At 67.3% G+C, this 26544-nt stretch carries 27 protein-coding genes; 26 read left to right on the forward strand and 1 reads right to left on the reverse strand.

The features are described 5' to 3' along the window. The first annotated feature begins 18 nt into the window (after positions 1-18). From pxpA to MO1_RS09850, 6 genes are all read left to right on the forward strand, one after another. Positions 19-774 (forward strand): 5-oxoprolinase subunit PxpA, encoded by a 756-nt coding sequence (pxpA, locus tag MO1_RS09825; protein ID WP_036309790.1) that lies wholly within the window; start codon positions 19-21, stop codon positions 772-774. Continuing rightward, positions 771-2312 (forward strand): 5-oxoprolinase subunit B/C family protein, encoded by a 1542-nt coding sequence (locus tag MO1_RS09830; RefSeq protein WP_255209251.1) that lies wholly within the window; start codon positions 771-773, stop codon positions 2310-2312. The genes pxpA and MO1_RS09830 overlap by 4 nt, the downstream gene beginning before the upstream one ends. Before the next feature lie 27 nt (positions 2313-2339). Beyond that, positions 2340-2930: a hypothetical protein gene (locus tag MO1_RS09835; protein ID WP_036309793.1), complete on the forward strand. Its 591-nt coding sequence runs from the start codon at positions 2340-2342 to the stop codon at positions 2928-2930. Between the two features lie 241 nt (positions 2931-3171). Beyond that, a complete protein-coding gene (gene rpoB, locus MO1_RS09840; protein ID WP_036309795.1) occupies positions 3172-6666 on the forward strand; it encodes a DNA-directed RNA polymerase subunit beta in 3495 nt (1164 codons plus the stop codon). Positions 6667-6707: 41 nt separating this feature from the next. Further along, positions 6708-10583, forward strand: coding sequence for a DNA-directed RNA polymerase subunit beta' (gene rpoC / locus MO1_RS09845; RefSeq protein WP_060915942.1), 3876 nt, complete (start codon positions 6708-6710; stop codon positions 10581-10583). A 100-nt stretch (positions 10584-10683) separates the two neighbouring features. After that, positions 10684-11310, forward strand: a complete 627-nt coding sequence (locus MO1_RS09850; protein WP_060915943.1) for a hypothetical protein — start codon at positions 10684-10686, stop codon at positions 11308-11310. 4 nt (positions 11311-11314) lie between these two features. Here MO1_RS09850 and MO1_RS09855 read toward each other — a convergent pair whose 3' ends face one another. Next, positions 11315-11920 (reverse strand): hypothetical protein, encoded by a 606-nt coding sequence (locus MO1_RS09855; RefSeq protein WP_036309857.1) that lies wholly within the window; start codon positions 11918-11920, stop codon positions 11315-11317. Between the two features lie 131 nt (positions 11921-12051). On the opposite strand from MO1_RS09855, the gene MO1_RS09860 reads away from it, so the two are divergent. The 20 genes from MO1_RS09860 (at position 12052) to rpsQ (ending at position 26541) form a co-directional block, all read left to right on the forward strand. Further along, entirely contained in the window at positions 12052-13113 is a 1062-nt protein-coding gene (locus MO1_RS09860; protein ID WP_052009390.1) for a hypothetical protein, read from the forward strand. A 16-nt stretch (positions 13114-13129) separates the two neighbouring features. Further along, positions 13130-13597, forward strand: a complete 468-nt coding sequence (locus MO1_RS09865) for a DUF6121 family protein (protein ID WP_060915944.1) — start codon at positions 13130-13132, stop codon at positions 13595-13597. A gap of 66 nt (positions 13598-13663) precedes the next feature. Beyond that, complete coding sequence (locus MO1_RS09870; protein ID WP_036309803.1) at positions 13664-14323, forward strand: hypothetical protein; 660 nt, start codon at positions 13664-13666, stop codon at positions 14321-14323. Positions 14324-14350: 27 nt separating this feature from the next. Further along, on the forward strand, positions 14351-15706 hold the full coding sequence (locus MO1_RS09875) for a DUF5684 domain-containing protein (RefSeq protein ID WP_060915945.1): 1356 nt from the start codon (positions 14351-14353) through the stop codon (positions 15704-15706). Between the two features lie 305 nt (positions 15707-16011). Next, entirely contained in the window at positions 16012-16380 is a 369-nt protein-coding gene (gene rpsL / locus MO1_RS09880) for a 30S ribosomal protein S12 (RefSeq protein WP_018187369.1), read from the forward strand. 5 nt (positions 16381-16385) lie between these two features. Further along, the gene (gene rpsG, locus MO1_RS09885; protein ID WP_018187368.1) at positions 16386-16856 is read left to right on the forward strand and encodes a 30S ribosomal protein S7; all 471 of its coding nucleotides are present in this window, start codon (positions 16386-16388) and stop codon (positions 16854-16856) included. 77 nt (positions 16857-16933) lie between these two features. Then, the gene (gene fusA / locus MO1_RS09890; protein WP_036309806.1) at positions 16934-19048 is read left to right on the forward strand and encodes an elongation factor G; all 2115 of its coding nucleotides are present in this window, start codon (positions 16934-16936) and stop codon (positions 19046-19048) included. A 148-nt stretch (positions 19049-19196) separates the two neighbouring features. Continuing rightward, positions 19197-20387, forward strand: coding sequence for an elongation factor Tu (gene tuf / locus MO1_RS09895; RefSeq protein ID WP_036309808.1), 1191 nt, complete (start codon positions 19197-19199; stop codon positions 20385-20387). A gap of 144 nt (positions 20388-20531) precedes the next feature. Continuing rightward, positions 20532-20747, forward strand: coding sequence for an Rv0909 family putative TA system antitoxin (locus MO1_RS09900; RefSeq protein ID WP_036309810.1), 216 nt, complete (start codon positions 20532-20534; stop codon positions 20745-20747). Between the two features lie 406 nt (positions 20748-21153). Continuing rightward, positions 21154-21462 (forward strand): 30S ribosomal protein S10, encoded by a 309-nt coding sequence (gene rpsJ, locus MO1_RS09905; protein ID WP_018171443.1) that lies wholly within the window; start codon positions 21154-21156, stop codon positions 21460-21462. A gap of 11 nt (positions 21463-21473) precedes the next feature. Beyond that, positions 21474-22133, forward strand: a complete 660-nt coding sequence (gene rplC / locus MO1_RS09910) for a 50S ribosomal protein L3 (RefSeq protein ID WP_036309812.1) — start codon at positions 21474-21476, stop codon at positions 22131-22133. A 2-nt stretch (positions 22134-22135) separates the two neighbouring features. After that, complete coding sequence (gene rplD, locus MO1_RS09915) at positions 22136-22798, forward strand: 50S ribosomal protein L4 (protein ID WP_036309860.1); 663 nt, start codon at positions 22136-22138, stop codon at positions 22796-22798. Then, a complete protein-coding gene (gene rplW, locus MO1_RS09920; RefSeq protein ID WP_036309861.1) occupies positions 22795-23094 on the forward strand; it encodes a 50S ribosomal protein L23 in 300 nt (99 codons plus the stop codon). Before rplD ends, rplW begins: the two co-directional genes overlap by 4 nt. Before the next feature lie 24 nt (positions 23095-23118). After that, positions 23119-23958 carry a 50S ribosomal protein L2 gene (gene rplB, locus MO1_RS09925; RefSeq protein ID WP_036309862.1) on the forward strand — a complete coding sequence of 280 codons (840 nt, stop codon included), beginning with the start codon at positions 23119-23121 and terminating at the stop codon, positions 23956-23958. 12 nt (positions 23959-23970) lie between these two features. Next, positions 23971-24252, forward strand: a complete 282-nt coding sequence (rpsS, locus tag MO1_RS09930) for a 30S ribosomal protein S19 (protein WP_018187348.1) — start codon at positions 23971-23973, stop codon at positions 24250-24252. Between the two features lie 40 nt (positions 24253-24292). Next, a complete protein-coding gene (gene rplV / locus MO1_RS09935) occupies positions 24293-24688 on the forward strand; it encodes a 50S ribosomal protein L22 (protein ID WP_018187347.1) in 396 nt (131 codons plus the stop codon). After that, positions 24688-25443: a 30S ribosomal protein S3 gene (gene rpsC, locus MO1_RS09940; RefSeq protein WP_036309863.1), complete on the forward strand. Its 756-nt coding sequence runs from the start codon at positions 24688-24690 to the stop codon at positions 25441-25443. The genes rplV and rpsC overlap by 1 nt, the downstream gene beginning before the upstream one ends. Next, on the forward strand, positions 25443-25862 hold the full coding sequence (gene rplP / locus MO1_RS09945) for a 50S ribosomal protein L16 (RefSeq protein WP_036309864.1): 420 nt from the start codon (positions 25443-25445) through the stop codon (positions 25860-25862). Before rpsC ends, rplP begins: the two co-directional genes overlap by 1 nt. Beyond that, positions 25862-26176 (forward strand): 50S ribosomal protein L29, encoded by a 315-nt coding sequence (rpmC, locus tag MO1_RS09950; protein ID WP_036309865.1) that lies wholly within the window; start codon positions 25862-25864, stop codon positions 26174-26176. The genes rplP and rpmC overlap by 1 nt, the downstream gene beginning before the upstream one ends. After that, positions 26176-26541, forward strand: a complete 366-nt coding sequence (rpsQ, locus tag MO1_RS09955) for a 30S ribosomal protein S17 (protein ID WP_036309866.1) — start codon at positions 26176-26178, stop codon at positions 26539-26541. The genes rpmC and rpsQ overlap by 1 nt, the downstream gene beginning before the upstream one ends. The last annotated feature ends 3 nt before the right edge of the window (positions 26542-26544 follow it).

Below are 26544 nucleotides of genomic sequence, written 5' to 3' on the forward strand. Positions count from 1 at the left end.
CGCCGCTACCGTTGCTTCATGGCGTCGATCGACCTGAATGCGGACCTCGGTGAGACCGTCGACGGCGCCCCCACCGCGGACGATGAGGCGATGTTCGCCGTCGTCTCGAGCGCGTCAGTCGCGTGCGGCGGCCACGCGGGCGACGCCGCCTCCATGACGGACGCGGTCCGCCGCGCGGCCGCGCGGGGCGTCGCAGTCGGGGCTCATCCGTCCTTCCTCGACCGAGCAGGGTTCGGGCGCGTCGCGCTCGCCGTCCCACCGACGCTCCTCCGCGAGCAGGTGCGGGAGCAGCTTGTCGCGCTCGCCGAGGCCGGTGCCGACCTCCGCTACGTGAAGCCGCACGGCGCGCTCTACCACGCGGTGTCGGCGCAGCTCGAGGCGGCGAACGCCGTCGCCGCTGCCGTCGCGGACGTGTCGCACGACCTCGGCAGGCCCCTGCCGGTGCTTGGGATGCCGGGGGCGATCGTCGACGCCGCGGCGGCGCAGGGACTTCCCTTCGTGGTCGAGGCATTCCTCGATCGCGGATACCTGCCCAGCGGCTCCCTCGTCCCCCGCACCGAACCGGGTGCGCTCCTGCACGACGCCGACCGGGTCGCCGCGCGTGCCGTGACGCTCGTGCGCGACGGCGTCGTCGAGGCTGTCGACGGATCGGCGATCCGGGTGCAGCCGGCATCCCTCTGTCTCCACGGCGACACGGTCGGCTCGGTCGCGATGGCGCGGGCCGTGCGCGCGGCGCTCGACGCCGCGGGGATCGCGGTACGCGCGCCGTGGTGATCCGGCCGTTCGGCGACAGCGCCGTGCTCGTCGAGGTCGACACGCTCGCCGACGTCCTCGCCCTTCACGCCCGGCTGGCCGACACCCGCCCTCGCGGGGTCGTCGACCTAACCCCCGCAGCGCGCACGGTCCTGGTCCACGTCGACCCGACCGTCCTCCCGCTCATCGCCGCTCGCGCGTGGGTCGCGGGCGCGGACAACGGGGGACACGAGCCGTCGAGTGCGGCGGGGGAGGAGGCCGAGCTCCCCGTCGTCTACGACGGCGTCGACCTCGCCGAGACGGCATCCCTCCTCGGGCTGACCTCCGACGGGCTCATCGAGCGTCATCTCGCGGCGCGGTGGACGGTGGCGTTCACGGGTTTCGCCCCCGGTTTCGGCTATCTCGTGAGCGACGACTGGGACCTCGACGTGCCTCGGCGGGCGACACCTCGCACCCGTGTGCCGCGGGGTGCCGTCGCGCTCGCGGGGCGCTTCACAGGCGCGTACCCCCGCGAGACTCCCGGCGGGTGGCAGCTCATCGGCACGACCGACGCGCCGCTCTTCGACCCAGACGCGGACCGCCCCGTGCTGCTCCGTCCCGGCACGAGGGTGCGATTCCGGCGCGTCCCCTCGGCCCGGGTGCCCGCGGCCGGCCGGGTCGCAGCCGTCACCGGCCCCGCCTGCGCAGCGTTCACCGTCACCGATCCAGGAGCGCTCGCGACGATCCAGGATGCCGGCCGCCCCGGGCGCCTCGCCGACGGCATCGCCACCTCGGGCGCCGCCGACCGCCCCGCCTTCGCGGCCGCGAACCGGTTGGTGGGGAACGCGCCGGGGGCGGCTGCCCTCGAGGTGACACTCGGAGGGTTCCGCGCGAGCGCGGCGCGGGATCTCTGGATCGCCGTCACGGGAGCGTGGGGACCTCTCCGGGTCGCGGGCCGGCAGGTCGATCCGTATCGACCGGTCCACTGGCCCGCCGGCGCCGAGTTCGAGATGGGCCCGTTCCGCGCCGGGGTGCGCGCCGTCCTCGCCGTGCGCGGGGGAGTGGCCGCGCCGCCCGTCGTCGGCTCCGCCGCGACCGACACCCTCGCTGGTCTCGGTCCGCTCCCGCTCCGCGCGGGCGATGCCATGGCGACGGCGGAGGACGCGCGGCATCCCGTTCCGGCCGTCGACCTCTGGCCGTGGACCCCGCCGGCGGACGCCCTCGTGATCCCGATCGCCGCGGGACCCCGGGCGGGCTGGTTCACTCCCGTGGCCCGGCGTGCACTGTTCGAGACCCGCTGGGTGGTCGGGGCGCGGGCGGACCGCGTCGGCATCCGACTCGAAGGCCCGCCTCTGGAACGGGAATCGGATGCGGCGGGCCGCGAGCTCGCCAGCGAGGGGATGCTGCCGGGCGCCGTCCAGGTCCCGCCCGACGGACGTCCCGTGGTCCTCGGTCCCGACGGCCCGGTGACCGGTGGGTACCCCGTGATCGGCGTCGTCACATCCGCGGGTCGCGCTGCCCTCGCTCAGGCGCGGCCGGGCTCTCATCTTCTCTTCCGGAGCGCAAGCCCCCGGATGTGAGCGGCGGCGACGCGTAGGGTCGGCGGCATGTCCCTTCGCCGCGCCTCCGCAGCCCTCGTCCTCGCCGCCGGGCTCGGGCTCGCCGGATGCACGGGGCAGTCCGCTCCGACGTCACCGTCGACGCCGGCCGCCCCCGCGCCGGAGTCGGAGGCCGTGGAGTTCGCCCCGGCCTCAGGCGACACCGTGACCGCGGAGCAGTACTCGTTCACGCTGCCCGAGGGCTGGGGGTTCCCCGACGGCGCACCGGACGGGTTCGATGAGACGACCTTCGCCGCCGATCTGCAGGACACCGACGGCTACAGCGACAACCTCAACATCCTCGTCTCGCCCGGCGGGGAGGTCACCTCGGAACAGGTCGAGCAGGCCGGCGTCGCCGAGCTCGAGGGGGCCGGCGCCACCGAGGTGAAAGCACTCGATCGGGTCACTGCGGCCGGTTCGGAGTCCGCTCACCTGACCGCCCGGGTCGAGCAGAGCGACATCCCCTACGTCATCGACCAGTACTACCTGGTCGACGCGGGGCAGACCTACATCATCACGTTCTCCTCGAGCATCGACGCCCCGCAGGCGGAGAGGGATGCCGTCGCGCAGTCCGTCCTCGTCACATGGCAGTGGAGCTGAGGAGAGTCTCGGAGCGAGTTATACCGCAGGCTGTCGAAGTCGTCAATCATTCGACTGGACACGGCGCGTCGCTCGTCCTATAGTAGGTAGTTGCGCTCCCCTCTACTTGCCCTCATATGGTGGTCGGCTTGTGCCTGCGCCCCCAACGGACTCCGTTGGCGCGCGCCGCAGGCGTGGACGGGAGTACTCCACCTGACGACAAGGAAAACCAGCCCTCCCCGGGCTCACGGAGGTAATTCCCTTGGCTGCTGCGCGCAACGCATCTACCACCACCATCAAGAACGGCCGCGGAGCATCCCGCCTCTCGTTCGCCAAGATCTCCGACACGCTGGAGGTTCCTGACCTCCTCGCGCTGCAGACCGAGTCGTTCGATTGGCTCGTCGGCAACGAGGCATGGAAGGCACGCGTCGCCGAGGCGCAGGCCGAGGGACGCACCGACGTCCCTGAGATCAGCGGCCTCGAGGAGATCTTCGAGGAGATCTCGCCGATCGAGGACCTGGGCGAGACGATGCAGCTCTCGTTCACGAACCCCTACCTCGAGCCCGAGAAGTACTCCATCGAGGAGTGCAAGGAGCGCGGCAAGACGTACGCCGCACCCCTCTACGTCGAGGCCGAGTTCATGAACCACCTCACGGGTGAGATCAAGACGCAGACGGTCTTCATGGGCGACTTCCCGCTCCAGACCGCCCGAGGCACCTTCATCATCAACGGCACCGAGCGCGTCGTCGTCTCGCAGCTCGTCCGTTCGCCCGGTGTCTACTTCGACAAGACCCCCGACAAGACGTCCGACAAGGACATCGTCTCGGCTCGCGTCATCCCCAGCCGTGGTGCGTGGCTCGAGTTCGAGATCGACAAGCGCGACCAGGTGGGCGTCCGCATCGACCGCAAGCGCAAGCAGTCGGTCACCGTCTTCCTCAAGGCCCTCGGCCTGACGACCGAAGACATCATGCAGGAGTTCGCGGGCTTCAGCTCGATCGAGGAGACCCTCGAGAAGGACACGATCCTCACCAAGGAAGATGCGCTCCGCGACATCTACCGCAAGCTCCGTCCGGGCGAGCAGGTCGCCGCCGAGGCTGCCCGCGCGCTGCTGGACAACTTCTACTTCAACTCGAAGCGCTATGACCTGGCCAAGGTCGGTCGTTACAAGATCAACCAGAAGCTCGGCATCGACAAGGCCCTCAGCGACTCGGTCCTGACCGTCGAGGACATCGTCGCGACGATCAAGTACCTCGTGCGTCTGCACCGGGGCGACGTCAGCTACGACGGTGTCCGCAGCGGCAAGCCCGCTGAGATCCGCCTGGACGTCGACGACATCGACAACTTCGGCAACCGTCGCATCCGCGCCGTCGGCGAGCTCATCCAGAACCAGGTCCGCACCGGCCTGTCCCGCATGGAGCGCGTCGTCCGCGAGCGCATGACCACGCAGGACATCGAGGCGATCACGCCGCAGACCCTGATCAACGTCCGCCCCGTCGTGGCCGCGATCAAGGAGTTCTTCGGAACGTCGCAGCTGTCGCAGTTCATGGACCAGAACAACCCGCTCGCGGGTCTGACCCACAAGCGTCGCCTCTCGGCGCTCGGCCCCGGTGGTCTCTCGCGTGAGCGTGCCGGCGTCGAGGTCCGTGACGTCCACCCCTCGCACTACGGCCGCATGTGCCCCATCGAGACCCCGGAAGGCCCGAACATCGGCCTGATCGGTTCGCTCGCCTCCTTCGCGCGCATCAACGCGTTCGGCTTCATCGAGACGCCGTACCGCCGCGTCGTGGGCAACAAGGTCACCGACCAGATCGACTACCTGACGGCAGCGGAAGAGGCCGACTACGTCGTGGCTCAGGCCGGTGTCGAGCTCAAGGCTGATGGTGCGTTCGTCAACGACCGCATCCTCGCCCGCCGCGGGCAGGGTGGCGAGGTCGACCTGTTCCCCGTCGACGAGATCGGCTACATGGATGTCTCGCCGCGCCAGATGGTGTCGGTCGCGACCTCCCTCATCCCCTTCCTCGAGCACGACGACGCGAACCGCGCCCTCATGGGTGCCAACATGCAGCGTCAGGCTGTCCCGCTGCTGCGCAGCGAGTCGCCGATCGTCGGAACCGGTATGGAGGGCTACGCCGCCATCGACGCGGGTGACGTGATCACCGCGCTCAAGCCCGGTGTCGTCTCCGAGGTGTCGGCCGACGTCGTCACCGTCCAGCTCGACGAGGGTGGCACGCAGGACTACTTCCTCCGGAAGTTCGACCGCTCCAACCAGGGCACGTCGTACAACCAGCGCGTCGTGGTCTCGGCCGGCGACCGTGTGGAGATCGGCGAGGTCATCGCCGATGGTCCCGCCACGGAGGACGGCGAGCTCGCGCTCGGCAAGAACCTCCTCGTCGCGTTCATGACGTGGGAGGGTCACAACTTCGAAGACGCGATCATCCTCAGCCAGGAGCTCGTCAAGAACGACACCCTCTCCTCGATCCACATCGAGGAGTACGAGGTCGACTCTCGCGACACCAAGCTAGGCAAGGAGGAGATCACCCGTGACCTCCCCAACGTCAGCCCCGACCTGCTGAAGGACCTCGACGAGCGAGGCATCATCCGCATCGGTGCCGAGGTCCGCCCCGGCGACATCCTCGTCGGCAAGGTCACGCCCAAGGGCGAGACCGAGCTGTCGGCCGAGGAGCGCCTGCTCCGCGCGATCTTCAACGAGAAGAGCCGCGAAGTCCGCGACACCTCGCTGAAGGTGCCCCACGGTGAGCAGGGCACGATCATCGCCGTCAAGGAGTTCAACGCCGAAGACGGCGACGACGAGCTCGGCTCCGGTGTCAACCGCCGCGTCGTGGTCTACATCGCCCAGAAGCGCAAGATCACCGCGGGTGACAAGCTCGCCGGTCGTCACGGCAACAAGGGCGTCATCGCGAAGATCCTGCCCGTCGAGGACATGCCGTTCATGGCGGACGGTACCCCCGTCGACGTCGTCCTGAACCCGCTCGGCATCCCCGGTCGAATGAACTTCGGCCAGGTCCTCGAGACGCACCTCGGCTGGGTCGCCAAGCAGGGCTGGAAGGTCGAAGGTTCGCCGGACTGGGCGGGCAAGCTGCCCGAGCAGGCTCGCGAGGCCGCTCCCGGCACGAAGGTCGCCACCCCGGTGTTCGACGGCGCGTTCGAGGAGGAGATCGCAGGTCTGCTCGACTCCACGAACCTGACCCGTGACGGAGAGCGTCTCATCGACAGCTCCGGCAAGGCGAAGCTGTTCGACGGCCGTTCGGGTGACCCGTTCCCGGCTCCGATCTCGGTCGGCTACATGTACATCCTGAAGCTGCACCACCTTGTCGACGACAAGATCCACGCACGCTCGACGGGCCCCTACTCGATGATCACCCAGCAGCCGCTCGGCGGTAAGGCCCAGTTCGGTGGCCAGCGCTTCGGTGAGATGGAGGTCTGGGCGCTCGAGGCCTACGGTGCCGCATACGCACTGCAGGAGCTGCTGACGATCAAGTCGGACGACATCGTCGGCCGCGTCAAGGTCTACGAAGCGATCGTCAAGGGCGAGAACATCCAGGAGCCCGGCATCCCGGAGTCGTTCAAGGTCCTCATGAAGGAGATGCAGTCCCTCTGCCTGAACGTCGAGGTCCTCTCGGCCGACGGCACCGAGGTGAACCTGCGTGACAGTGACGACGAGGCCTTCCGTGCAGCGGAAGAGCTCGGCATCAACATCTCCACCCGGTTCGAGTCGACGTCGATCGACGAGATCTGACCCGTACCGGCAACGAACAGAATTCCGACACAGGAGAATCAGTGCTCGAGTCACAGACCTTTGATCAGCTTCGCATCGGTCTCGCCACCGCCGACGACATCCGTCGTTGGTCGTTCGGCGAGGTCAAGAAGCCCGAAACCATCAACTACCGCACGCTGAAGCCGGAGAAGGACGGTCTCTTCGGAGAGCAGATCTTCGGACCTTCCCGCGACTGGGAGTGCGCCTGCGGTAAGTACAAGCGCGTCCGCTTCAAGGGCATCGTCTGCGAGCGCTGCGGCGTGGAGGTCACCAAGTCCTCCGTCCGTCGTGAGCGCATGGGCCACATCGAGCTCGCCGCACCCGTCACCCACATCTGGTACTTCAAGGGCGTGCCCTCGCGCCTCGGGTACCTGCTGGACATGGCGCCGAAGGACCTCGAGAAGGTCATCTACTTCGCCGCCTACATGGTGATCTCGGTCGACGAGGATGCGCGTCACCGCGACCTCCCGACCCATGAGGCGAACCTTCGCCTCGAGATCAAGAACATCGCGGACCGTCGCGATGCGCGCGTTGCCGACCGTCTCCAGAAGCTGGAAGACGAGCTCGCCGCTCTCGAGGCGGAAGGTGCCAAGGCCGACCAGAAGAAGAAGGCCAAGGACGCCGCCGAGAAGGAGATGACCACCATCCGCAAGCGCGGCGACGAGCAGGTCGCCAAGCTCGAGCGGATGTGGGACGAGTTCCGCGGGCTCGAGGTCGGTCAGCTGAAGCAGGAAGACGACATCTTCCAGGAGCTCCAGGACCGCTTCGGTCAGTACTTCGAGGCCTACATGGGCGCCGAGTCGATCAAGCGTCGCCTGCTGGCGTTCGACCTGGCCGCCGAGGCCGAGTCGCTGCACCTGCAGATCTCAGAGGGCAAGGGTCAGCGCAAGATCCGCGCGATCAAGCGTCTGAAGGTCGTCAACTCGTTCCTGTCGACGGGCATGAGCCCCGCGTCGATGGTCCTGGACGTCGTCCCGGTCATCCCGCCGGAGCTCCGTCCGATGGTCCAGCTCGACGGTGGCCGTTTCGCCACGTCCGACCTGAACGACCTGTACCGCCGTGTCATCAACCGCAACAACCGTCTCCGTCGTCTGATCGATCTCGGTGCTCCCGAGATCATCGTCAACAACGAGAAGCGGATGCTGCAGGAGGCCGTCGACGCACTGTTCGACAACGGCCGCCGCGGTCGCCCCGTCACCGGTACCGGCAACCGTGCCCTGAAGTCCCTCAGCGACATGCTGAAGGGTAAGCAGGGTCGTTTCCGCCAGAACCTGCTCGGCAAGCGCGTCGACTACTCCGGCCGTTCGGTCATCATCGTCGGCCCGCAGCTGAAGCTGCACCAGTGCGGTCTGCCCAAGCAGATGGCGCTGGAGCTCTTCAAGCCGTTCGTGATCAAGCGCCTGATCGACCTCGGTCACTCGCAGAACATCAAGGCGGCCAAGCGCGCCGTCGAGCGCACCCGTCCCGAGGTCTGGGACGTGCTCGAGGAGATCATCCGCGAGCGTCCCGTGCTGCTGAACCGTGCACCCACCCTGCACCGTCTCGGCATCCAGGCGTTCGAGCCGCAGCTCGTCGAGGGCAAGGCCATCCAGCTCCACCCGCTCGTCTGCGCCGCGTTCAACGCGGACTTCGACGGTGACCAGATGGCCGTCCACCTGCCGCTGTCGGTCGAGGCTCAGGCCGAGGCCCGCGTGCTGATGCTCGCGTCGAACAACATCCTGAAGCCGTCGGACGGCCGCCCGGTGACCCTGCCTTCGCAGGACATGATCATCGGTCTGCACCACCTGACGACGCTCAAGGCGGGCGCTGCCGGTGAGGGTCGCGTGTTCGGTTCCGTCGGTGAGGCGATCCTGGCCAAGGACGAGGGCACCCTCGACCTGCAGGCCAAGGTCCGCATCCGCGTTCCCGGCCTGACCTTCCTCGAGGGGGAGGCTCCCGAGGGTTACGAGCGTCACGGTCTCGTGGATGCCTCGCTCGGCCAGGCGATCTTCAACGACACGCTCCCCAAGGGCTACCCGTTCGTTCGCGAGCAGGCAGACAAGGGCAAGCTGTCGCAGATCGTCAACAAGCTGGCCGAGGAGTACCCGAAGACCGAGGTCGCGGCATCCCTCGACCGGATCAAGGACGCCGGCTTCTACTGGGCCACTCGTTCGGGTGTGACCGTCGCCCTCAGCGACGTCCTCACGCCGCCGAACAAGAAGGAGATCGTCGCCGCCTACGAGAAGCAGGCAGCGAAGGTCCAGGGACAGTTCGAGAAGGGCCTCACGACCGACGCCGAGCGTCGTCAGGAGCTCATCAAGATCTGGACCGAGGCGACCGACGAGGTCCAGAAGGCGATGCGGGACAACTTCCCCGAGGACAACACCATCAACCGCATGGTGAGCTCCGGCGCCCGTGGTAACTGGCTGCAGATCCGCAACATCGCGGGTATGCGAGGCCTGGTGAACAACCCCAAGGGTGAGATCATCCCCCGTCCGATCATCTCCTCGTACCGCGAGGGTCTGTCGGTGGCGGAGTACTTCATCGCGACGCACGGTGCCCGTAAGGGTCTGGCCGACACGGCCCTCCGTACGGCCGACTCGGGTTACCTCACGCGTCGTCTCGTGGACGTGTCGCAGGATGTCATCATCCGTGAAGAGGACTGCGGCACGGCCAAGGGCCTCGAGTTCACGATCGCCGCTCCCGGCGCCGACGGTGAACTCGTCCGCGACGCCAACGTCGAGAACTCGGTGTTCGCCCGTACCCTCGCTTCGGCTGTCGTCGACGCGCAGGGCACCGTCCTGGCCGAGGCCGGCGACGACGTGGGTGACGTCCTCATCGACAAGCTGGTCGCCGGTGGCATCGAGAGCATCAAGGTGCGCTCGGTCCTCACCTGTGACTCCGCCGTCGGTGTCTGCGCGAAGTGCTACGGCCGTTCGCTGGCCAGCGGCAAGCTCGTCGACATCGGCGAGGCCGTCGGCATCATCGCGGCCCAGTCGATCGGTGAGCCCGGTACCCAGCTGACGATGCGTACGTTCCACACCGGTGGTTCGGCGTCGGCAGACGACATCACGCAGGGTCTTCCCCGTGTGCAGGAGCTGTTCGAGGCCCGTACCCCCAAGGGTGCGTCCCCGATCGCTGAGGCCGACGGTGTCATCAAGATCGATGAGACCGACAAGGCCAAGAAGCTCATCCTGACCCCCGACAACGGCGACGAGCCGCACGTCTACCCGGTCCTGAAGCGTGCCACCCTCCTCGTCGAGGACGGCCAGCGCGTCGAGGTCGGTCAGCCGCTGCAGGTCGGCACGCTGGACCCCAAGGAGGTCATGCGTGTCATGGGCGCCCGTGAGGTCCAGAAGTACCTCGTCGGCGGTGTGCAGGGCGTGTACCGGTCGCAGGGTGTGCCGATTCACGACAAGCACATCGAGGTCATCGTGCGCCAGATGCTGCGGAAGGTCACGGTTGTCGACCACGGCGAGACGAACCTTCTGCCCGGTGAGCTGGTGGACTTCAAGCGCTACCAGCAGATGAACCGCGAGGCGGTCGCGGCGGGCAAGCGTCCCGCGTCGGGCCGTCCCGAGCTGATGGGTATCACGAAGGCGTCGCTTGCGACCGAGTCGTGGCTGTCGGCCGCATCGTTCCAGGAGACCACCCGCGTCCTGACGCAGGCGGCCATGGAGGGCAAGAGCGACCCGCTCGTCGGCCTCAAGGAGAACGTCATCATCGGAAAGCTCATCCCCGCCGGCACCGGCCTTGCGAAGTACCGCAACGTCGTGGTCGAGGCGACGGAGGAGGCGAAGAGCGAGCGGTACCCCAACCGCATCTTCGCTTCGGACGGCGCGTACAGCGACGCCGACCTGAGCTACGTCGACTTCGACAGCTTCTCGACCGATGACTTCACCCCGGGCAGCTACAACTGATCGAGGTGTGAACGTCTGAACCGAAGGCCCCTGGGATATCCCGGGGGCCTTCGGCGTTGCCGAGGATGATCCGACGGGCGCGAGCACTACCGTGGGACACATGGCACGGGTGGGTGGGCGGAACGCGGGTTTCGCATGGTTCGTGGGCATCGTGAGCGCCGCGATCGTCGTGACGTTGCTGGTGCTCGCCGCACCGATGTTCCCGGCGGCGACGCAGTGGCTCACCCAGACGGGCGGAACCGCGCAGCGCGCCATCGACCCCGATGCGCCGTCGCCTGCGCCACAAGCGAGCCCCGACGCGACCGCAGCGCCTCCCACGTGCCGGGACCTTTACAACGAGGCATCCTGGGCCGCCCTCCGGGTGACTGACGGGGCGAAGGTCGCCGCGTCCACCGACCCGCCCGTCTCGAGCGCCACCGCTGTTGTGGCCGCCCTCGAGCCCTCCGTGGCTCTCACGTGCCTCTGGACGTCCGACAAAGGCCGGATCTCGACCACGGTCGCGACGGTCCCGACGGATGCCGGTGCCATCGCAGCGGCCGCGTTGCCCGGCAAGGGATTCGAGTGCGGCGAGGCGGACGGTCGCGTCCGGTGCACACGGGCGGACGGGAAGCTGGTCGAAACCATCGAGGCGGGCGGCGGTCGTTGGCTGTCGACGTCGCAGCAGGCGTGGCATCCCGAGCAGTACGCCGCCCGGGTGGCGGAGGCGGTCTGGCCGGTCGAAGGCTGACGCGTCAGCGCCAGATCTTCGCCACGATCGCGGCCGTATAGCCCTGGGGTGCGAGGTTCGAGTACTGCGTGTCGATCGCGACGCCATCGCGCCAGAAGACGGTGCGTCCCTGCGGGAGGCCGAGGTCGTCCGTCCAGGTCTTCTCGCAGCGGAGACCACGGTCGGGTTCGTAGCAGAGGTAGCCGTCGTCGACGCCCAGGAGGTAGAGGGCGTCGCGGGCTGAACGCTCGGGGGAGTACCCGACGACCGTGACGAGGCTCGTCCGGCTGGCGCCGGGGTCTGCCCACACGCAGACGCGGCTGCTGTCCGGGCGGATGCCGCCGCCCATCCCCGTCGCGTTCAGAGGGATGCCCTGAAGCGTCGCGAGGATGCCGTCGGAGAGGATGCTCTTGCAGTCCGACGGAAGCGGGGTGGTCGACGTCGAGGGTCCGAACGGAAAGTCGGCGATCGCGACGGGCGTGACCGTGGGCGTCGGTGTGGCGGATGCCGCATCCGTCGGCCCGGGAAGCGAATCCGGCTCCGGGGCGCACGCTGACGCCCCCAGCGTTAGTGCGGCACTCGCGAGGAGAGCGCCGATCGCTCGTCCGATCACTGCGCGCCGCCTCGTCATGACGTCAACGATACGCATCGCGTGCCACTCCGCCTCGAGACACGACGGGGCGCCTCCCGGGTGGCTGCGGAACGCGGGGATACGCTCGCTTCAGCGGTGGCGCACGCCCCCGCGTGAGGAGTGACACGGCAATGAGCGACCCCAAGTACGGCGAGCGAGACGACCAGAAGAGCGAGCCCGCGTACGGTGAGCCGATCAACGAGCCGATCTCGCCCGAGGCGTCGCGCGGTGTCGACGATGTCGTGGGCAGCGCCAACGACAGCCTCGCCGACGCAGAGGCGGCCTCCCGCGCCGCCGATGACCGTCGCCGCGGCGATGCCGCCTTCGATGTGAGCGACCGCGGGTCGGACCTCTCCGTCGACTACAGCAAGTACAGCGAACCCGACGCCCCCGTCGCGTCGAGCGCCGTCACGAGCGAACCCCTGTACCGCCCGGCCGCTGAAGAGCCCGAAGCCGTCGCCGCCGACGCGCCGACGCGCGCCAACGAGTCCGTCGTCTCCGAACCGGCGTCGCAGGCCGCTCCGGCAACGGCCGTCTACTCGCACGTCGACGAGACGCCGACGACGGTCACCTCCACCGAGCCCGCCGCCACCGCCACAGCAGCGCCGACGGCCGTCTACTCGCAGCAGCCCATCTTCGTCCAGGCTCCCGAAGCACCCCGCCCGCGGGGTAATCGCGGCGCAGCCGGCGCGATCGGCCTTCTCGCGGCTCTGCTGTTCGCGATCCTCTACCTCGCCGCGACGCTCGGCCTGAGCATCCTGAACGACGACCTGGCGCTCGATGCACTCGGCAACCGCACGGTAGAGGTCGTCACCACGTGGGGCTTCTGGGTCCCCGTCGCCGTCTTCTTCCTCGGCTTCTGGCTGCTCGGCGCCTTCATCAACCGCGGCCGATGGGGTCGCTGGGTCGTCTTCGGACTCATCGTCGGCGCGATCGCGTACGGCGGCCACATCCTCGGTCAGTTGTTCGAGGCGCCGTTTTGGTCGATCGCCCCGTCGCGCGCCGGCGAGATCGTCGGCGATCAGCTGCTCGCGCCGCTGGCCGTCATCGCTTTCGTTCTGGGCCGCGAGATCACGATCTGGTTCGGCGCCTGGGTCGCTGCTCGCGGTCGCCGCGTGACCGAGCTCAACGACGAAGCGCAGCGCGAGTACGAGCGCACGCTCGAGGCCGGTCCTCAGCTCCACCAGTACTGATGGGCACCCGCGGCTGATGACGCAGCCCGCTGGTGTCGCGCCGCCGATTGCCGCGTTCTTCGCGACGATCGGCTTCGCGGCGCTCGCGATCTGCGGGTTCGGCTTCACGAGTCTGCTCACCGACACCGACGTCATCGCCGCCCCCGGGCTCGGCCAGGGAGCGGGCATCGTCGCGATGCTTCTCTCTGCGGTCGCCTTCGCCGGCACCGAGTACGGAGCGGTGCGCCGGGCACGCTTCCCCTCCGCCGGGTGGGTCATGATCGCCACGGTCGCCGCGTATCTCGCGGGCATCGTGTTCGGAGGCCTGGTCCCCGGCGCCGACGTCGCCCTCTCGGTGAGCGCGGCGGGCGAGTTCAGCCTCTCCTGGTACGCGCTCGTTCTCGCTGTCACCTCGGCAGTGGCGGCGTGGGCGGGAATCGCGCTCCGGCGGACGCGCGCTCGTCGCCCCGAGTGGCCGTGGGAACACGAGGAAGAGGACGAGTGATCGGCCGCGGCATCCCGTCGCCCTGAAATACCCCCGATCGGCCCGCATCTCCGCGACAATGGACTCGTGGAGCGATCGCTCGAGACGCAGGTCAGCCAGGCTGTGGAAGCCTGGCTGCGCTGGTTGCCGCGGTGGGAGCCCGCCACTCACCGAGGCCGCGTCGCTCCGTGTCGTCGGTGCCTCGGGTCGCCGATACTGTCTGCGGCCGGTCTCGGCTCTGATGTCCCGCACGGCGTGCAGCACGGTCTGTCGACCCGCATCAAGACGATCGTCGACACCTCCGTCGCGCAGTACACGGCGCGCAACCTGCCGATGCTGCAGGCCGAGCTCGACCATCAAGCCGACAGGAATCGCTCCCGAACCTACCGCCCAGCCGAGGGACTCGAACCCGAGTTCGAGGGTCTGCCGATGGACCCCGATCCCGTCCCCGGCGCCCCCTTCCTCTTCACGATCGCGGGGTTGGCCGACGAAGCGGATGCCGCCGTCCCGGCTCTTCCCCCGCTGACCGAAGACGCGAAAGCCGCCCTTCGGCAGGAGGTCCGCCTCGCCGACGAGTACGCGAGCATGGTGGGCCGCGAGACCTGCACGATCCTGTTGCGGCACCGGTTGCGCATCCAGACCGCCGTCGCTCAGTACGTCGAGCCGCAGATCGCCGCGATGCTGGAAGAGCTGACCCGGTCCCTCGATGCGCCGTTCGACACCGGCGAAGGGCTGCCCGGAGTCTGATCGGTCCTGCTCATTTAGGGTGGGGGAATGAACACGGGTGTCGACAGCGGTGCGGGTGTCGTCCTGGGGTTGCTCTCCGTCATCCTCGGCGTCGCGGTCTACGTGTGGGTGGCGCTCGCCCTCGCGGGCGCGTTCCGGAAGATGGGCGAAGAGCCGTGGCAGGCGTGGGTGCCGGGGCTGAATGTCGCCGTTCTCCTCCGTTGGGGCGGATTCTCCCCGTGGTTGGCGCTCCTGCTGCTGGTGCCGGGCCCGGGCACCATCGCCGTCTGGGTACTGCTCATCCTCACCGTCCACCGTCTGAACCCCGGGTTCGGCTACAGCACCGGCATGACGGTTGTCGGTGCACTCCTCTTCCCCGTGTGGGTCACGATCGTCGGCTTCGGCCCCGCGGAGTGGCGCGGTGCCCGACCCGAGCACGTTCGCCCGTCGCCGGCATCGCCTCCGGCCTCGCCGCCCTATCCGCCCTTCGGCTCGCTCGCCACGGATTTCGGCGCCCCTCTTCCCCCACCTCCGTTCCCCGCAACCGCCGAGCCCGCTCCGGCCACCCCGCGAGCGGGTGTCTCCGTCGTGCCGCCGCCCCCGGCATCCGTCGCCCCGCAGCCCTGGACGCCGCAGCCCGCCGCCGCTCCGAGCGCAGCCGCCGCCTCCTCGTCGGCAGAGCCGATCGTCGAGCCGGTCGCGCTCGACCCCACGTCCCCGACGCCGATGGTGCGTTCCCCCTTCCCGCCGAGCTCGGCGCGTCGGGGCGAGGACGCGAGCTCGCCGGCGCCGGCATCCGCTCAGGGCATCATCTCCTCGGTTCCCGGGCTCGAGGAGGCGCCGATCGCGAGGTTGCGTCCCGCGGCGACCGCGGCGGAACGAGACGAACGCGACGTCTTCCCCGAACTGACGGGGGAGGTGTCTGCAGTCGCGGGTTCGCCCGCCGCGGGCGCCCCCGTGTCGGCGACGTCGTCGGTGTCCGCGCAGGAGCGCGACCGCGAACAGGTCGACACGCCGTCGTGGAACGACGACCTCGAGCGCACGGTCGTCGTCAGGCGCGGCAGCGCCCGATGGGAGCTCGTCCTCCCCGGCGGCTCGCTGGTCGCGCTGTCGGCCGACGTCGTGATCCTCGGGCGCAATCCCGTCGGCGACCCCGCCCATCCGCTCGCACAGCTCGTCGCGGTCGCCGACGCGACCCGCACCGTCTCGAAGACGCACGCGCGTCTGGAGCGTCGGGGCGAGGTCTGGACCATCACGGACCTCGGCTCGACCAACGGCATCCTCCTGCCGAGTCTGCTGGGCACGGACATCGAGGTCGAGGCGGGTGTCGAGGCGGAGGTCACGGACCGGTTCCTGCTGGGCGATGCGCCGATCCGGTTGCAGCGGGCGGATGCCGGTTCCTGACCGGTGGCCACCGTCACCTGAGCACTGCCGGTGAACCCTGGCCTCGTTTGACCAGGGTTGGCGAACCCGCGTATCATTGAGCGGGTGTGCGCACACGCGCGCCATGCGACGTGCCTCGGTGCGGAGCGGGCGAGGCGAACGCATCCAGGGACAGGGTCTGCGAACAGGCCACCCCCACGGCATATCCATCACCCCGTTCGCCGCGATCGCGGCAAGCAGATGGATTTGTGGTGAAACCACGAACGCTGTCACCGTGCAGCACCTGTGCAAGGCGAGAGCCGCGCGCAGATCGACAAGGAGAGAACGTGCCAACCATTCAGCAGTTGGTTCGCAAGGGTCGCTCGCCGAAGGTCACCAAGACCAAGGCGCCCGCCCTGAAGGCGAACCCGCAGCAGGCGGGTGTCTGCACCCGCGTGTACACCACCACGCCCAAGAAGCCCAACTCGGCGATGCGCAAGGTCGCCCGTGTGAAGCTCCGCAACGGCACCGAGGTCACCGCCTACATCCCCGGTGAGGGCCACAACCTGCAGGAGCACTCGCTCGTGCTGGTCCGTGGTGGTCGTGTCAAGGACCTCCCCGGTGTGCGTTACAAGATCGTCCGCGGCGCCCTGGACACCCAGGCTGTCAAGAACCGTAAGCAGGCTCGCAGCCGCTACGGCGCCAAGAAGGGTTGAGCTAGATGCCTCGTAAGGGACCCGCACCCCGCCGCGTCGTCGTCAACGACCCGGTCTACGGTGCTCCGATCGTCACCCAGCTGGTGAACAAGATCCTCGTCGATGGCAAGAAGTCCATCGCTGAGGCCATCGTCTACAACGCCCTCAAGGGTGTCGAGGCGAAGAACGGCCAGGACGCCGTCGCAACGCTGAAGAAGGCGCTCGACAACGTCCGCCCCACCCTCGAGGTCAAGAGCCGCCGTGTCGGTGGCTCGACCTACCAGGTTCCCGTCGAGGTCAAGCCGCACCGTGCGAACACGCTCGCGCTGCGCTGGCTGGTCTCGTACGCGAAGGGTCGCCGTGAGAAGACCATGACCGAGCGCCTCCAGAACGAGATCCTGGATGCCTCGAACGGCCTCGGTGCCGCGGTGAAGCGCCGTGAAGACACCCACAAGATGGCCGAGTCGAACCGCGCGTTCGCGCACTACCGCTGGTAATCAGCACCTTGGTGGCCGGCCGGGCAACCCCCGGCCGGCCGCCCCGCGACATCCGTCACTACACGTAAGGACACCCCGTGGCACAAGAAGTGCTCACCGACCTCAACAAGGTCCGCAACATCGGCATCATGGCGCACATCGATGCCGGCAAGACGACGACGACAGAGCGCATCCTGTTCTACACGGGTGTCAACCACAAGATCGGTGAGACGCACGACGGTGCCTCGACCACCGACTGGATGGAGCAGGAGAAGGAGCGCGGCATCACGATCACGTCTGCCGCCGTGACCTGCTACTGGAACAAGAACCAGATCAACATCATCGACACCCCCGGTCACGTCGACTTCACCGTCGAGGTGGAGCGCTCGCTCCGCGTCCTCGACGGCGCCGTCGCCGTCTTCGACGGCAAGGAGGGCGTCGAGCCCCAGTCCGAGACCGTGTGGCGTCAGGCCGACAAGTACAACGTCCCGCGCATCTGCTTCGTCAACAAGATGGACAAGCTCGGCGCCGACTTCTACTTCACCGTCGACACGATCGTGAAGCGCCTCGGTGCCAAGCCGCTCGTGATCCAGCTGCCGATCGGCGCGGAGAACGGCTTCCTCGGGGTCATCGACCTCGTCGAGATGCGCGCGCTGGTCTGGCCCGGTGACTCCAAGGGTGATGTCACCATGGGTGCCAAGTACGAGATCCAGGAGATCCCGGCGGACCTCGCCGAGAAGGCGGCTGAATACCGTCAGCTCCTGCTCGAGACGGTCGCTGAGACCGACGACGCACTGCTCGAGAAGTTCTTCGGTGGCGAGGAGCTCACGGTCGCCGAGATCAAGGGCGCGATCCGCAAGCTCACCGTGGCATCCGAGATCTACCCGGTCCTGTGCGGCTCCGCCTTCAAGAACCGCGGCGTGCAGCCCATGCTCGATGCTGTCATCGACTACCTGCCGAACCCCCTCGACGTCGGCGCCATCGAGGCGCACGACCCGAAGGACTACGACACGGTCATCGAGCGTCACCCCGACGCGAACGACCCCTTCTCGGCCCTCGCGTTCAAGGTCGCGGTGCACCCGTTCTTCGGTCGCCTCACCTACATCCGCGTCTACTCGGGTCGCCTCGACTCCGGCGCGCAGGTCATCAACTCGACCAAGGGCAAGAAGGAGCGCATCGGGAAGATCTTCCAGATGCACGCCAACAAGGAGATTCCCGTTCCCGCGGTCTCCGCCGGCAACATCTACGCCGTCATCGGCCTGAAGGACACCACGACCGGTGACACCCTGACCGACCCCACGGCTCCGGTCGTCCTCGAGTCGATGACCTTCCCCGAGCCCGTCATCGAGGTCGCCATCGAGCCGAAGACCAAGGCCGACCAGGAGAAGCTCGGCGTCGCGATCCAGAAGCTCGCCGAAGAGGACCCGACCTTCCGCACCGAGCTGAACGTCGACACCGGTCAGACGGTCATCAAGGGCATGGGCGAGCTGCACCTCGACATCCTCGTCGACCGCATGAAGCGCGAGTTCAACGTCGAGGCGAACGTCGGCAAGCCCCAGGTCGCGTACCGCGAGACGATCAAGAAGACCGTCGACCGTCACGACTACACGCACAAGAAGCAGACCGGTGGTTCGGGTCAGTTCGCGAAGATCCAGTTCGCGCTCGAGCCCCTCGACCTCGCCTCGGACAACACGTACGAGTTCGAGAACAAGGTCACCGGTGGCCGCATCCCGCGTGAGTACATCGAGCCGACCAACCAGGGCTTCCAGGACGCCATGAACGTCGGTGTCCTGGCCGGCTACCCCATCGTGGGTGTCAAGGCGATCCTGCTCGATGGTGCGTCGCACGATGTCGACTCCTCTGAGATGGCGTTCAAGATCGCCGGCTCGATGGGCTTCAAGGAGGCTCTCCGCAAGGCGAACCCCGTCATCCTCGAGCCGCTCATGGCCGTCGAGGTGCGCGTTCCCGAGGAGTACATGGGCGACGTCATCGGCGACCTGAACTCGCGTCGGGGCCAGATCCAGTCGATGGAGGACGGCGCGGGCATCAAGATCGTCCGCGCTCTCGTCCCGCTGTCGGAGATGTTCGGCTACATCGGTGACCTGCGCTCGAAGACCTCGGGTCGCGCGGTCTACTCGATGGAGTTCGACAGCTACTCCGAGGTCCCCCGCGCGGTGGCCGACGAGATCGTCCAGAAGACCAAGGGCGAGTAACACTCGTTCTTCGGATGCCGGGGGCCCCGGCCCTCGGCATCCGCTCAAACTGAATATCGTCACGTCAACTACACTGACAACATCCCCGTAGGCGACCGGTCGCAATCCAGTGCCCGGAAGATCTACATGACGTCCTGAGGAGGACCTAGTGGCTAAGGCCAAGTTCGAGCGGACCAAGCCGCACGTCAACATCGGAACGATCGGTCACGTCGACCACGGCAAGACGACGCTCACCGCGGCGATCTCCAAGGTGCTCGCCGACAAGTTCCCGTCCGCGACCAACGTTCAGCGTGACTTCGCGTCGATCGACTCGGCTCCCGAGGAGCGTCAGCGCGGCATCACGATCAACATCTCGCACGTCGAGTACGAGACCCCGAAGCGTCACTACGCGCACGTCGACGCGCCGGGTCACGCCGACTACATCAAGAACATGATCACCGGTGCTGCCCAGATGGACGGCGCGATCCTCGTGGTCGCCGCCACCGACGGCCCGATGGCTCAGACGCGTGAGCACGTCCTGCTCGCCAAGCAGGTCGGCGTTCCGTACCTGATGGTCGCGCTCAACAAGGCCGACATGGTCGACGACGAGGAGATCCTGGAGCTCGTCGAGCTCGAGGTCTCCGAGCTCCTCGCATCGCAGGGCTTCGCTGAGGACGCTCCTGTCGTCCGCGTCTCGGGCCTCAAGGCTCTCGAGGGCGACGAGAAGTGGGTGCAGTCGATCCTCGACCTCATGGAGGCCGCGGACGAGAACATCCCCGACCCCGTGCGTGACAAGGACAAGCCCTTCCTCATGCCGATCGAGGACGTCTTCACGATCACCGGTCGTGGAACGGTCGTCACCGGTCGCGCCGAGCGTGGCACCCTCGCCATCAACTCCGAGGTCGAGATCGTCGGCATCCGCGCGACCCAGAAGACCACGGTCACGGGTATCGAGATGTTCCACAAGCAGCTCGACGAGGCATGGGCAGGCGAGAACTGTGGTCTGCTGCTTCGCGGTCTGAAGCGTGACGACGTCGAGCGTGGCCAGGTCGTCGTGAAGCCGGGTTCGGTTACGCCGCACACCAACTTCGAGGGCACTGCGTACATCCTCTCGAAGGAGGAGGGTGGCCGTCACAACCCCTTCTACACGAACTACCGCCCGCAGTTCTACTTCCGCACCACGGACGTCACCGGCGTCATCTCGCTGCCCGAGGGCACTGAGATGGTCATGCCTGGTGACACCACGGACATGACGGTGGAGCTCATTCAGCCCATCGCCATGGAAGATGGCCTCGGCTTCGCGATCCGTGAGGGTGGCCGCACCGTCGGCGCCGGCACGGTGACCAAGATCATCAAGTAAGTCCTTTCGGACTCACCGACAGGGGTCGGGCCTTCGGGCCCGGCCCCTTCGTCGTTCCGGCGAGGGGTGCGCAGCCCCGGGGGAGCGTCTTAGACTGACGGCGCCGCGACACCTGCGCGGGCATCGACGGAGATGAGGGAGTCCATGGGAATCGACGACGTGGTGGGCAAGGGGAAGCAGTTCCTCGAGCAGCACAAGGACGAGATCGAGAAGAACCTGAAGTCCGAGAAGGCGGAGGACGTGAGCGACAAGGTCCTCGACGCTGCCGCGGAGTTCGTGAAGAAGGTCGCACCCGACTCCGTCGACGCGAAGGTGGACGAGGTCCGGGACAACGTCGATCGCCGCATCGGCAACGAGTGACTGACGACTGAGGGGGTGGATGCCGCGGCATCCACCCCCTCAGTCGTGCTCGGCGGTGAGCCTCCCGTCGCGCGCGACACGCCCGGGTTTGCGACACGCCCGACCGGCACGTAGACTGTACAGGTTCCACATTCTTGCGCTGTGCGCGGGATCACTACCAGGGCAGTGCATAGGTGAAAAGCCTAGGCCGCGGGTAGCAGAACACCACATCCCCACACCCCCTCCGGAGACGGATTCGCATGCGTGCGTTCGGGGGAGACGGGATGCCGCAGGTCCTCCTGCGGAATGACATCAGAACAGCGGTGCCGATCACCTCGCCTCAGGGCGGGGAGAAGTGCCCGGCGCGAGAGCGCCCCGTGCGTCCAATGCCCCCGAGGTACGACGCGAGAAAGAGAGTGAGCAGACAATGGCGGGACAGAAGATCCGCATTCGCCTGAAGTCGTATGACCACGAGGTCATCGACTCGTCGGCACGCAAAATCGTTGACACCGTGACCCGTGCGGGCGCGACGGTCGTGGGCCCCGTGCCCCTTCCGACTGAGAAGAACGTGATCGCTGTGATCCGTTCGCCGCACAAGTACAAGGACAGCCGCGAGCACTTCGAGATGCGCACCCACAAGCGCCTCATCGACATCATCGACCCGACGCCCAAGGCTGTCGACTCGCTGATGCGTCTCGACCTCCCGGCCGACGTCAACATCGAGATCAAGCTCTGAGGTCGATCATCATGACTGACATCAACTCCAAGGTTTCCAAGGGCCTGCTGGGCACCAAGCTCGGCATGACCCAGGTCTGGGACGAGAACGGCAAGGTCGTTCCCGTCACCGTCATCGAAGTCGCCCCCAACGTGGTGACCCAGGTGCGCACGCCCGAGCGCGACGGCTACAACGCCGTTCAGATCGCTTACGGCCAGATCGACCCGCGCAAGGTCAACAAGCCCCAGACGGCTCACTTCGACGCCGCTGGTGTGACCCCTCGCCGCCACCTCACCGAGGTGCGCACGGCTGACGCCGCTGACTACTCACTCGGTCAGGAGCTCACCGTCGACGCCACCTTCGAGGCCGGCCAGCTGGTCGACGTCGTCGGCACCAGCAAGGGCAAGGGCTTCGCCGGTGTCATGAAGCGTCACAACTTCAAGGGCGTCTCCGCTTCGCACGGTGCGCACCGCAACCACCGCAAGCCCGGCTCGATCGGCGCATCGTCGACCCCGAGCCGCGTCTTCAAGGGCATGCGCATGGCCGGCCGTATGGGTGGCGAGCGCGTGACCGTCCTCAACCTCACGGTGCACGCCGTCGACGCCGAGAAGGGTCTGCTGCTCGTCAAGGGCGCCGTCCCCGGTGCTCGTGGCCGCATCGTCTACGTCCGCAACGCAGTGAAGGGTGCCTGATCATGGCTGACTCGACTCTCGCGCTCGACGTCGTGAAGGCAGACGGCAACAAGGCCGGCTCCGTGGAGCTGCCCGCCGCGCTGTTCGACGTCAAGACGAACATCCCCCTCATCCACCAGGTCGTCGTCGCGCAGCTCGCGGCGGCTCGCCAGGGAACCCACTCGACCAAGCGTCGCGGTGAGGTCTCCGGCGCCGGCCGCAAGCCCTTCAAGCAGAAGGGCACCGGTAACGCCCGTCAGGGCTCGATCCGCGCGCCGCACATGACCGGTGGTGGCATCGTCCACGGTCCCAAGCCGCGCAACTACTCGCAGCGCACCCCCAAGAAGATGGTCGCCGCCGCCCTGCTGGGTGCGCTCAGTGACCGCGCTCGCGGTGGACGCCTGCACGTTGTCGACTCGTTCGGCATCGAAGGCGCTCCCTCGACGAAGGCCGCTGTCGCGGTCCTCGGCCAGCTTGCGCCTACCAAGAACGTCATGGTCGTCATCACCCGTGATGACGAGCTGACCGTCAAGAGCGTTCGCAACCTCGCGTACGTTCACGTGCTGACGTTCGACCAGCTCAACGCCTACGACGTGCTCGTCTCCGACGACATCGTCTTCACCAAGGCCGCCTACGACGCGTTCGTCGCTGCGAAGGCCGGCGCCACCGAGGAGGTCTCGGCATGACCGCCGTTCACAAGGACCCGCGCGACATCATCCTGAAGCCGGTCGTCTCCGAGAAGAGCTACGGGCTCATCGACGAGGGCAAGTACACGTTCCTCGTGGACCCCCGCGCCACCAAGACCGAGATCAAGCTCGCCATCGAGAAGATCTTCGGCGTCAAGGTCGCGTCGGTGAACACGCTCAACCGCCCGGGCAAGGCCCGCCGCACCCGCTTCGGCACCGGTAAGCGCAAGGACACCAAGCGCGCCATCGTGAGCCTGAAGTCGGGCACCATCGACATCTTCACGGCCGTCGGCTGACAGCTGGGATAGAGGACTAGAGACATGGCTATTCGCAAGTACAAGCCCACGACACCCGGTCGTCGCGGTTCGTCGGTTGCCGACTTCGCTGAGATCACGCGATCGACGCCCGAGAAGTCGCTCCTTCGCCCGCTGGCGAAGACCGGTGGTCGCAACAACCAGGGCCGCATCACGACCCGTCACATCGGTGGTGGCCACAAGCGCCAGTACCGCGTCATCGACTTCCGTCGTAACGACAAGGACGGCATCAACGCCAAGGTCGCTCACATCGAGTACGACCCCAACCGCACCGCGCGTATCGCGCTGCTGCACTACTTCGACGGTGAGAAGCGTTACATCCTCGCCCCGAACAAGCTGTCGCAGGGTGACATCGTCGAGTCGGGTGCTGGCGCCGACATCAAGCCCGGCAACAACCTGCCGCTGCGCAACATCCCCACCGGTACCGTGATCCACGCGATCGAGCTCCGCCCCGGCGGCGGCGCGAAGATGGCGCGGTCCGCTGGTGCGTCCGTTCGCCTCGTGGCGAAGGACGGCCCCTACGCGCAGCTTCGTCTGCCCTCGGGTGAGATCCGCAACGTCGATGCGCGCTGCCGCGCGACCATCGGCGAGGTCGGCAACGCCGAGCAGTCCAACATCAACTGGGGTAAGGCCGGCCGTAACCGCTGGAAGGGCATCCGCCCGACCGTGCGTGGTGTCGCCATGAACCCGGTGGACCACCCCCACGGTGGTGGTGAGGGTAAGACCTCCGGTGGACGTCACCCCGTTACTCCTTGGGGCCAGGCCGAGGGTCGTACCCGGCACCCCAACAAGGAAAGCGACAAGTTGATCGTTCGCCGTCGCAACGCCGGCAAGAAGCGGAAGTAGGAGTAGAGGAAGATGCCTCGCAGCCTTAAGAAGGGCCCCTTCGTCGACGAGCACCTGCTTCGCAAGGTCGTCTCGCAGAACGAAGCCGGTACCAAGAACGTCATCAAGACCTGGTCACGTCGATCGATGATCATCCCGGCCATGCTGGGTCACACGATCGCGGTTCACGACGGACGCAAGCACATCCCTGTGTTCGTGTCCGAGACCATGGTCGGCCACAAGCTGGGCGAGTTCGCGCCCACCCGCACCTTCCGCGGCCACGAGAAGGACGACAAGAAGGGCCGTCGCCGCTAACGCGGTGGCGCTCTCAGAGAGAGGAAGAGGAGGAGAAAAAGTGGTGGAATCCATCGCACGCGTGAAGCACATCCGCGTGACCCCTCAGAAGGCTCGTCGTGTCGTCGCGCTCATCAAGGGCAAGCAGGCTCAGGAGGCTCTCGCCATCCTGAAGTTCGCTCCCCAGGGTGCCAGCGAGCCCATCTACAAGCTCGTGGCCGCTGCGGTCGCGAATGCTCGTGTGAAGGCCGACAAGGACAACGAGTTCCTGGATGACCAGGATCTGTACGTGAAGAACGCCTACGTGGACGAGGGCACGACGCTGAAGCGTTTCCAGCCCCGTGCACAGGGCCGCGCGTTCCAGATCAAGAAGCGCACCAGCCACATCACCGTGGTGCTCTCGACCCCCGAGGTCGCGGACACTGCGGCGGCTGACACCAAGAAGGCGAGCAAGTAATGGGACAGAAGGTCAACCCGTACGGCTTCCGCCTCGGCATCACCACCGACCACGTCTCGCGTTGGTTCTCGGACTCCACCAAGCCCGGTCAGCGTTACGCCGACTACGTGGCGGAGGACGTCAAGATCCGTCGCCTCCTGACGACGTCGCTCGACCGTGCCGGCGTGAGCAACATCGAGATCGAGCGCACGCGGGACCGCGTTCGCGTCGACATCCACACCGCCCGTCCGGGCATCGTGATCGGCCGCCGTGGCGCCGAGGCCGAGCGCATCCGCGCCGACCTCGAGAAGCTCACGAGCAAGCAGATCCAGCTGAACATCCTCGAGGTCAAGAACCCCGAGGCCGACGCTCAGCTGGTCGCTCAGGGCATCGCCGAGCAGCTCTCCGCTCGTGTGGCTTTCCGCCGCGCGATGCGTAAGGGTCTGCAGGGTGCTCAGCGCGCCGGTGCCAAGGGTGTCCGCATCCAGGTCTCCGGCCGTCTCGGCGGCGCCGAGATGAGCCGTTCGGAGTTCTACCGCGAAGGCCGTGTGCCCCTGCACACGCTCCGCGCGAACATCGACTACGGCTTCTACGAGGCCAAGACCACCTTCGGCCGCATCGGTGTGAAGGTCTGGATCTACAAGGGCGACCTCACCAACAAGGAGCTCGCTCGCGAGCAGGCCAACGCACCGAAGTCCCGTCGTGATGACCGTGGCGGCGACCGTCGCCGTGGCCCCCGCAACGAGGCCCCCGTCGCAGAAGGAGCGTCAGCCTGATGCTTATTCCCCGCAAGGTCAAGTACCGCAAGCAGCACCACCCGAAGCGTGACGGCGCCGCCACCGGCGGCACCACCGTCAGCTTCGGCGAGTACGGCATTCAGGCGCTCACCTCCGCGTACGTGACGAACCGTCAGATCGAGTCCGCTCGTATCGCCATGACGCGTCACATCAAGCGTGGTGGAAAGGTGTGGATCAACATCTACCCCGACCGCCCGCTCACCAAGAAGCCGGCCGAAACCCGCATGGGTTCCGGTAAGGGTTCGCCGGAGTGGTGGGTCGCCAACGTCAAGCCGGGTCGCGTCCTCTTCGAGGTCGCGGGCGTCAACGAGGAACTTGCTCGTGAGGCCCTGACCCGTGCCATTCACAAGCTGCCGCTCAAGGCACGCATCATCAAGCGCGAGGAGGGCGACGCGTAATGGCTGTCGGCACCAAGACGCTCGCCCCGAGCGAGCTGGACACATTCGAAGACCAGCGCCTCGTGGAGGAGCTGCGCAAGGCCAAGGAAGAGCTGTTCAACCTGCGCTTCCAGTCGGCTACGGGCCAGCTCGAGAGCCACGGCCGCATCCGTGCGGTCAAGCGCGACATCGCGCGGCTCTACACCGTCATCCGTGAGCGGGAGCTCGGCATCCGTGCCACGCCCGCTCCGGTAGAGGCGGCCACGAAGGCGAAGAAGACCAAGGCCAAGAAGGCGGACGAGTCCGCTGAGGCCGTGAAGGAAGAGGCCGAGTGATGGCTGAGACCACCAAGAAGGCTCCTGCCAAGAAGGCAGCACCTGCCGCTGAGGCCCCCAAGGTCGAGGCTCAGGGCCACGAGTCGTCCGAGCACGACGTCCGCGACGTCAACGCCCGCGGTTACCGCAAGTCGCGCCGCGGCTACGTCGTCAGCGACAAGATGGACAAGACGATCGTCGTCGAGGTTGAGGACCGCATCAAGCACCCCCTCTACGGCAAGGTCATCCGCCGCACGTCGAAGGTGAAGGCTCACGATGAGTCGAACGCCGCCGGCATCGGCGACCTCGTCCTCATCAACGAGACCCGTCCGCTCAGCGCCACGAAGCGCTGGCGCCTGGTCGAGATTCTCGAGAAGGCGAAGTAAGAA

This window comes from Microbacterium oleivorans NBRC 103075, assembly GCF_001552475.1.
Taxonomy (GTDB): domain Bacteria; phylum Actinomycetota; class Actinomycetes; order Actinomycetales; family Microbacteriaceae; genus Microbacterium; species Microbacterium oleivorans.

Coding starts and splice junctions, on each gene's coding strand:
- rpsS (WP_018187348.1), top strand. CDS start 23,971: ATGCCTCGCAGCCTTAAGAAGGGCCCCTTCGTCGACGAGCACCTGCTT.
- MO1_RS09865 (WP_060915944.1), top strand. CDS start 13,130: ATGACGCAGCCCGCTGGTGTCGCGCCGCCGATTGCCGCGTTCTTCGCG.
- rplP (WP_036309864.1), top strand. CDS start 25,443: ATGCTTATTCCCCGCAAGGTCAAGTACCGCAAGCAGCACCACCCGAAG.
- MO1_RS09855 (WP_036309857.1), bottom strand. CDS start 11,920: ATGACGAGGCGGCGCGCAGTGATCGGACGAGCGATCGGCGCTCTCCTC.
- pxpA (WP_036309790.1), top strand. CDS start 19: ATGGCGTCGATCGACCTGAATGCGGACCTCGGTGAGACCGTCGACGGC.
- rpsC (WP_036309863.1), top strand. CDS start 24,688: ATGGGACAGAAGGTCAACCCGTACGGCTTCCGCCTCGGCATCACCACC.
- MO1_RS09835 (WP_036309793.1), top strand. CDS start 2,340: ATGTCCCTTCGCCGCGCCTCCGCAGCCCTCGTCCTCGCCGCCGGGCTC.
- rpsQ (WP_036309866.1), top strand. CDS start 26,176: ATGGCTGAGACCACCAAGAAGGCTCCTGCCAAGAAGGCAGCACCTGCC.
- rpsJ (WP_018171443.1), top strand. CDS start 21,154: ATGGCGGGACAGAAGATCCGCATTCGCCTGAAGTCGTATGACCACGAG.
- rplW (WP_036309861.1), top strand. CDS start 22,795: ATGACCGCCGTTCACAAGGACCCGCGCGACATCATCCTGAAGCCGGTC.
- MO1_RS09860 (WP_052009390.1), top strand. CDS start 12,052: ATGAGCGACCCCAAGTACGGCGAGCGAGACGACCAGAAGAGCGAGCCC.
- rplD (WP_036309860.1), top strand. CDS start 22,136: ATGGCTGACTCGACTCTCGCGCTCGACGTCGTGAAGGCAGACGGCAAC.
- MO1_RS09875 (WP_060915945.1), top strand. CDS start 14,351: ATGAACACGGGTGTCGACAGCGGTGCGGGTGTCGTCCTGGGGTTGCTC.
- rpsG (WP_018187368.1), top strand. CDS start 16,386: ATGCCTCGTAAGGGACCCGCACCCCGCCGCGTCGTCGTCAACGACCCG.
- MO1_RS09900 (WP_036309810.1), top strand. CDS start 20,532: ATGGGAATCGACGACGTGGTGGGCAAGGGGAAGCAGTTCCTCGAGCAG.
- MO1_RS09850 (WP_060915943.1), top strand. CDS start 10,684: ATGGCACGGGTGGGTGGGCGGAACGCGGGTTTCGCATGGTTCGTGGGC.
- rpmC (WP_036309865.1), top strand. CDS start 25,862: ATGGCTGTCGGCACCAAGACGCTCGCCCCGAGCGAGCTGGACACATTC.
- rplB (WP_036309862.1), top strand. CDS start 23,119: ATGGCTATTCGCAAGTACAAGCCCACGACACCCGGTCGTCGCGGTTCG.
- rplC (WP_036309812.1), top strand. CDS start 21,474: ATGACTGACATCAACTCCAAGGTTTCCAAGGGCCTGCTGGGCACCAAG.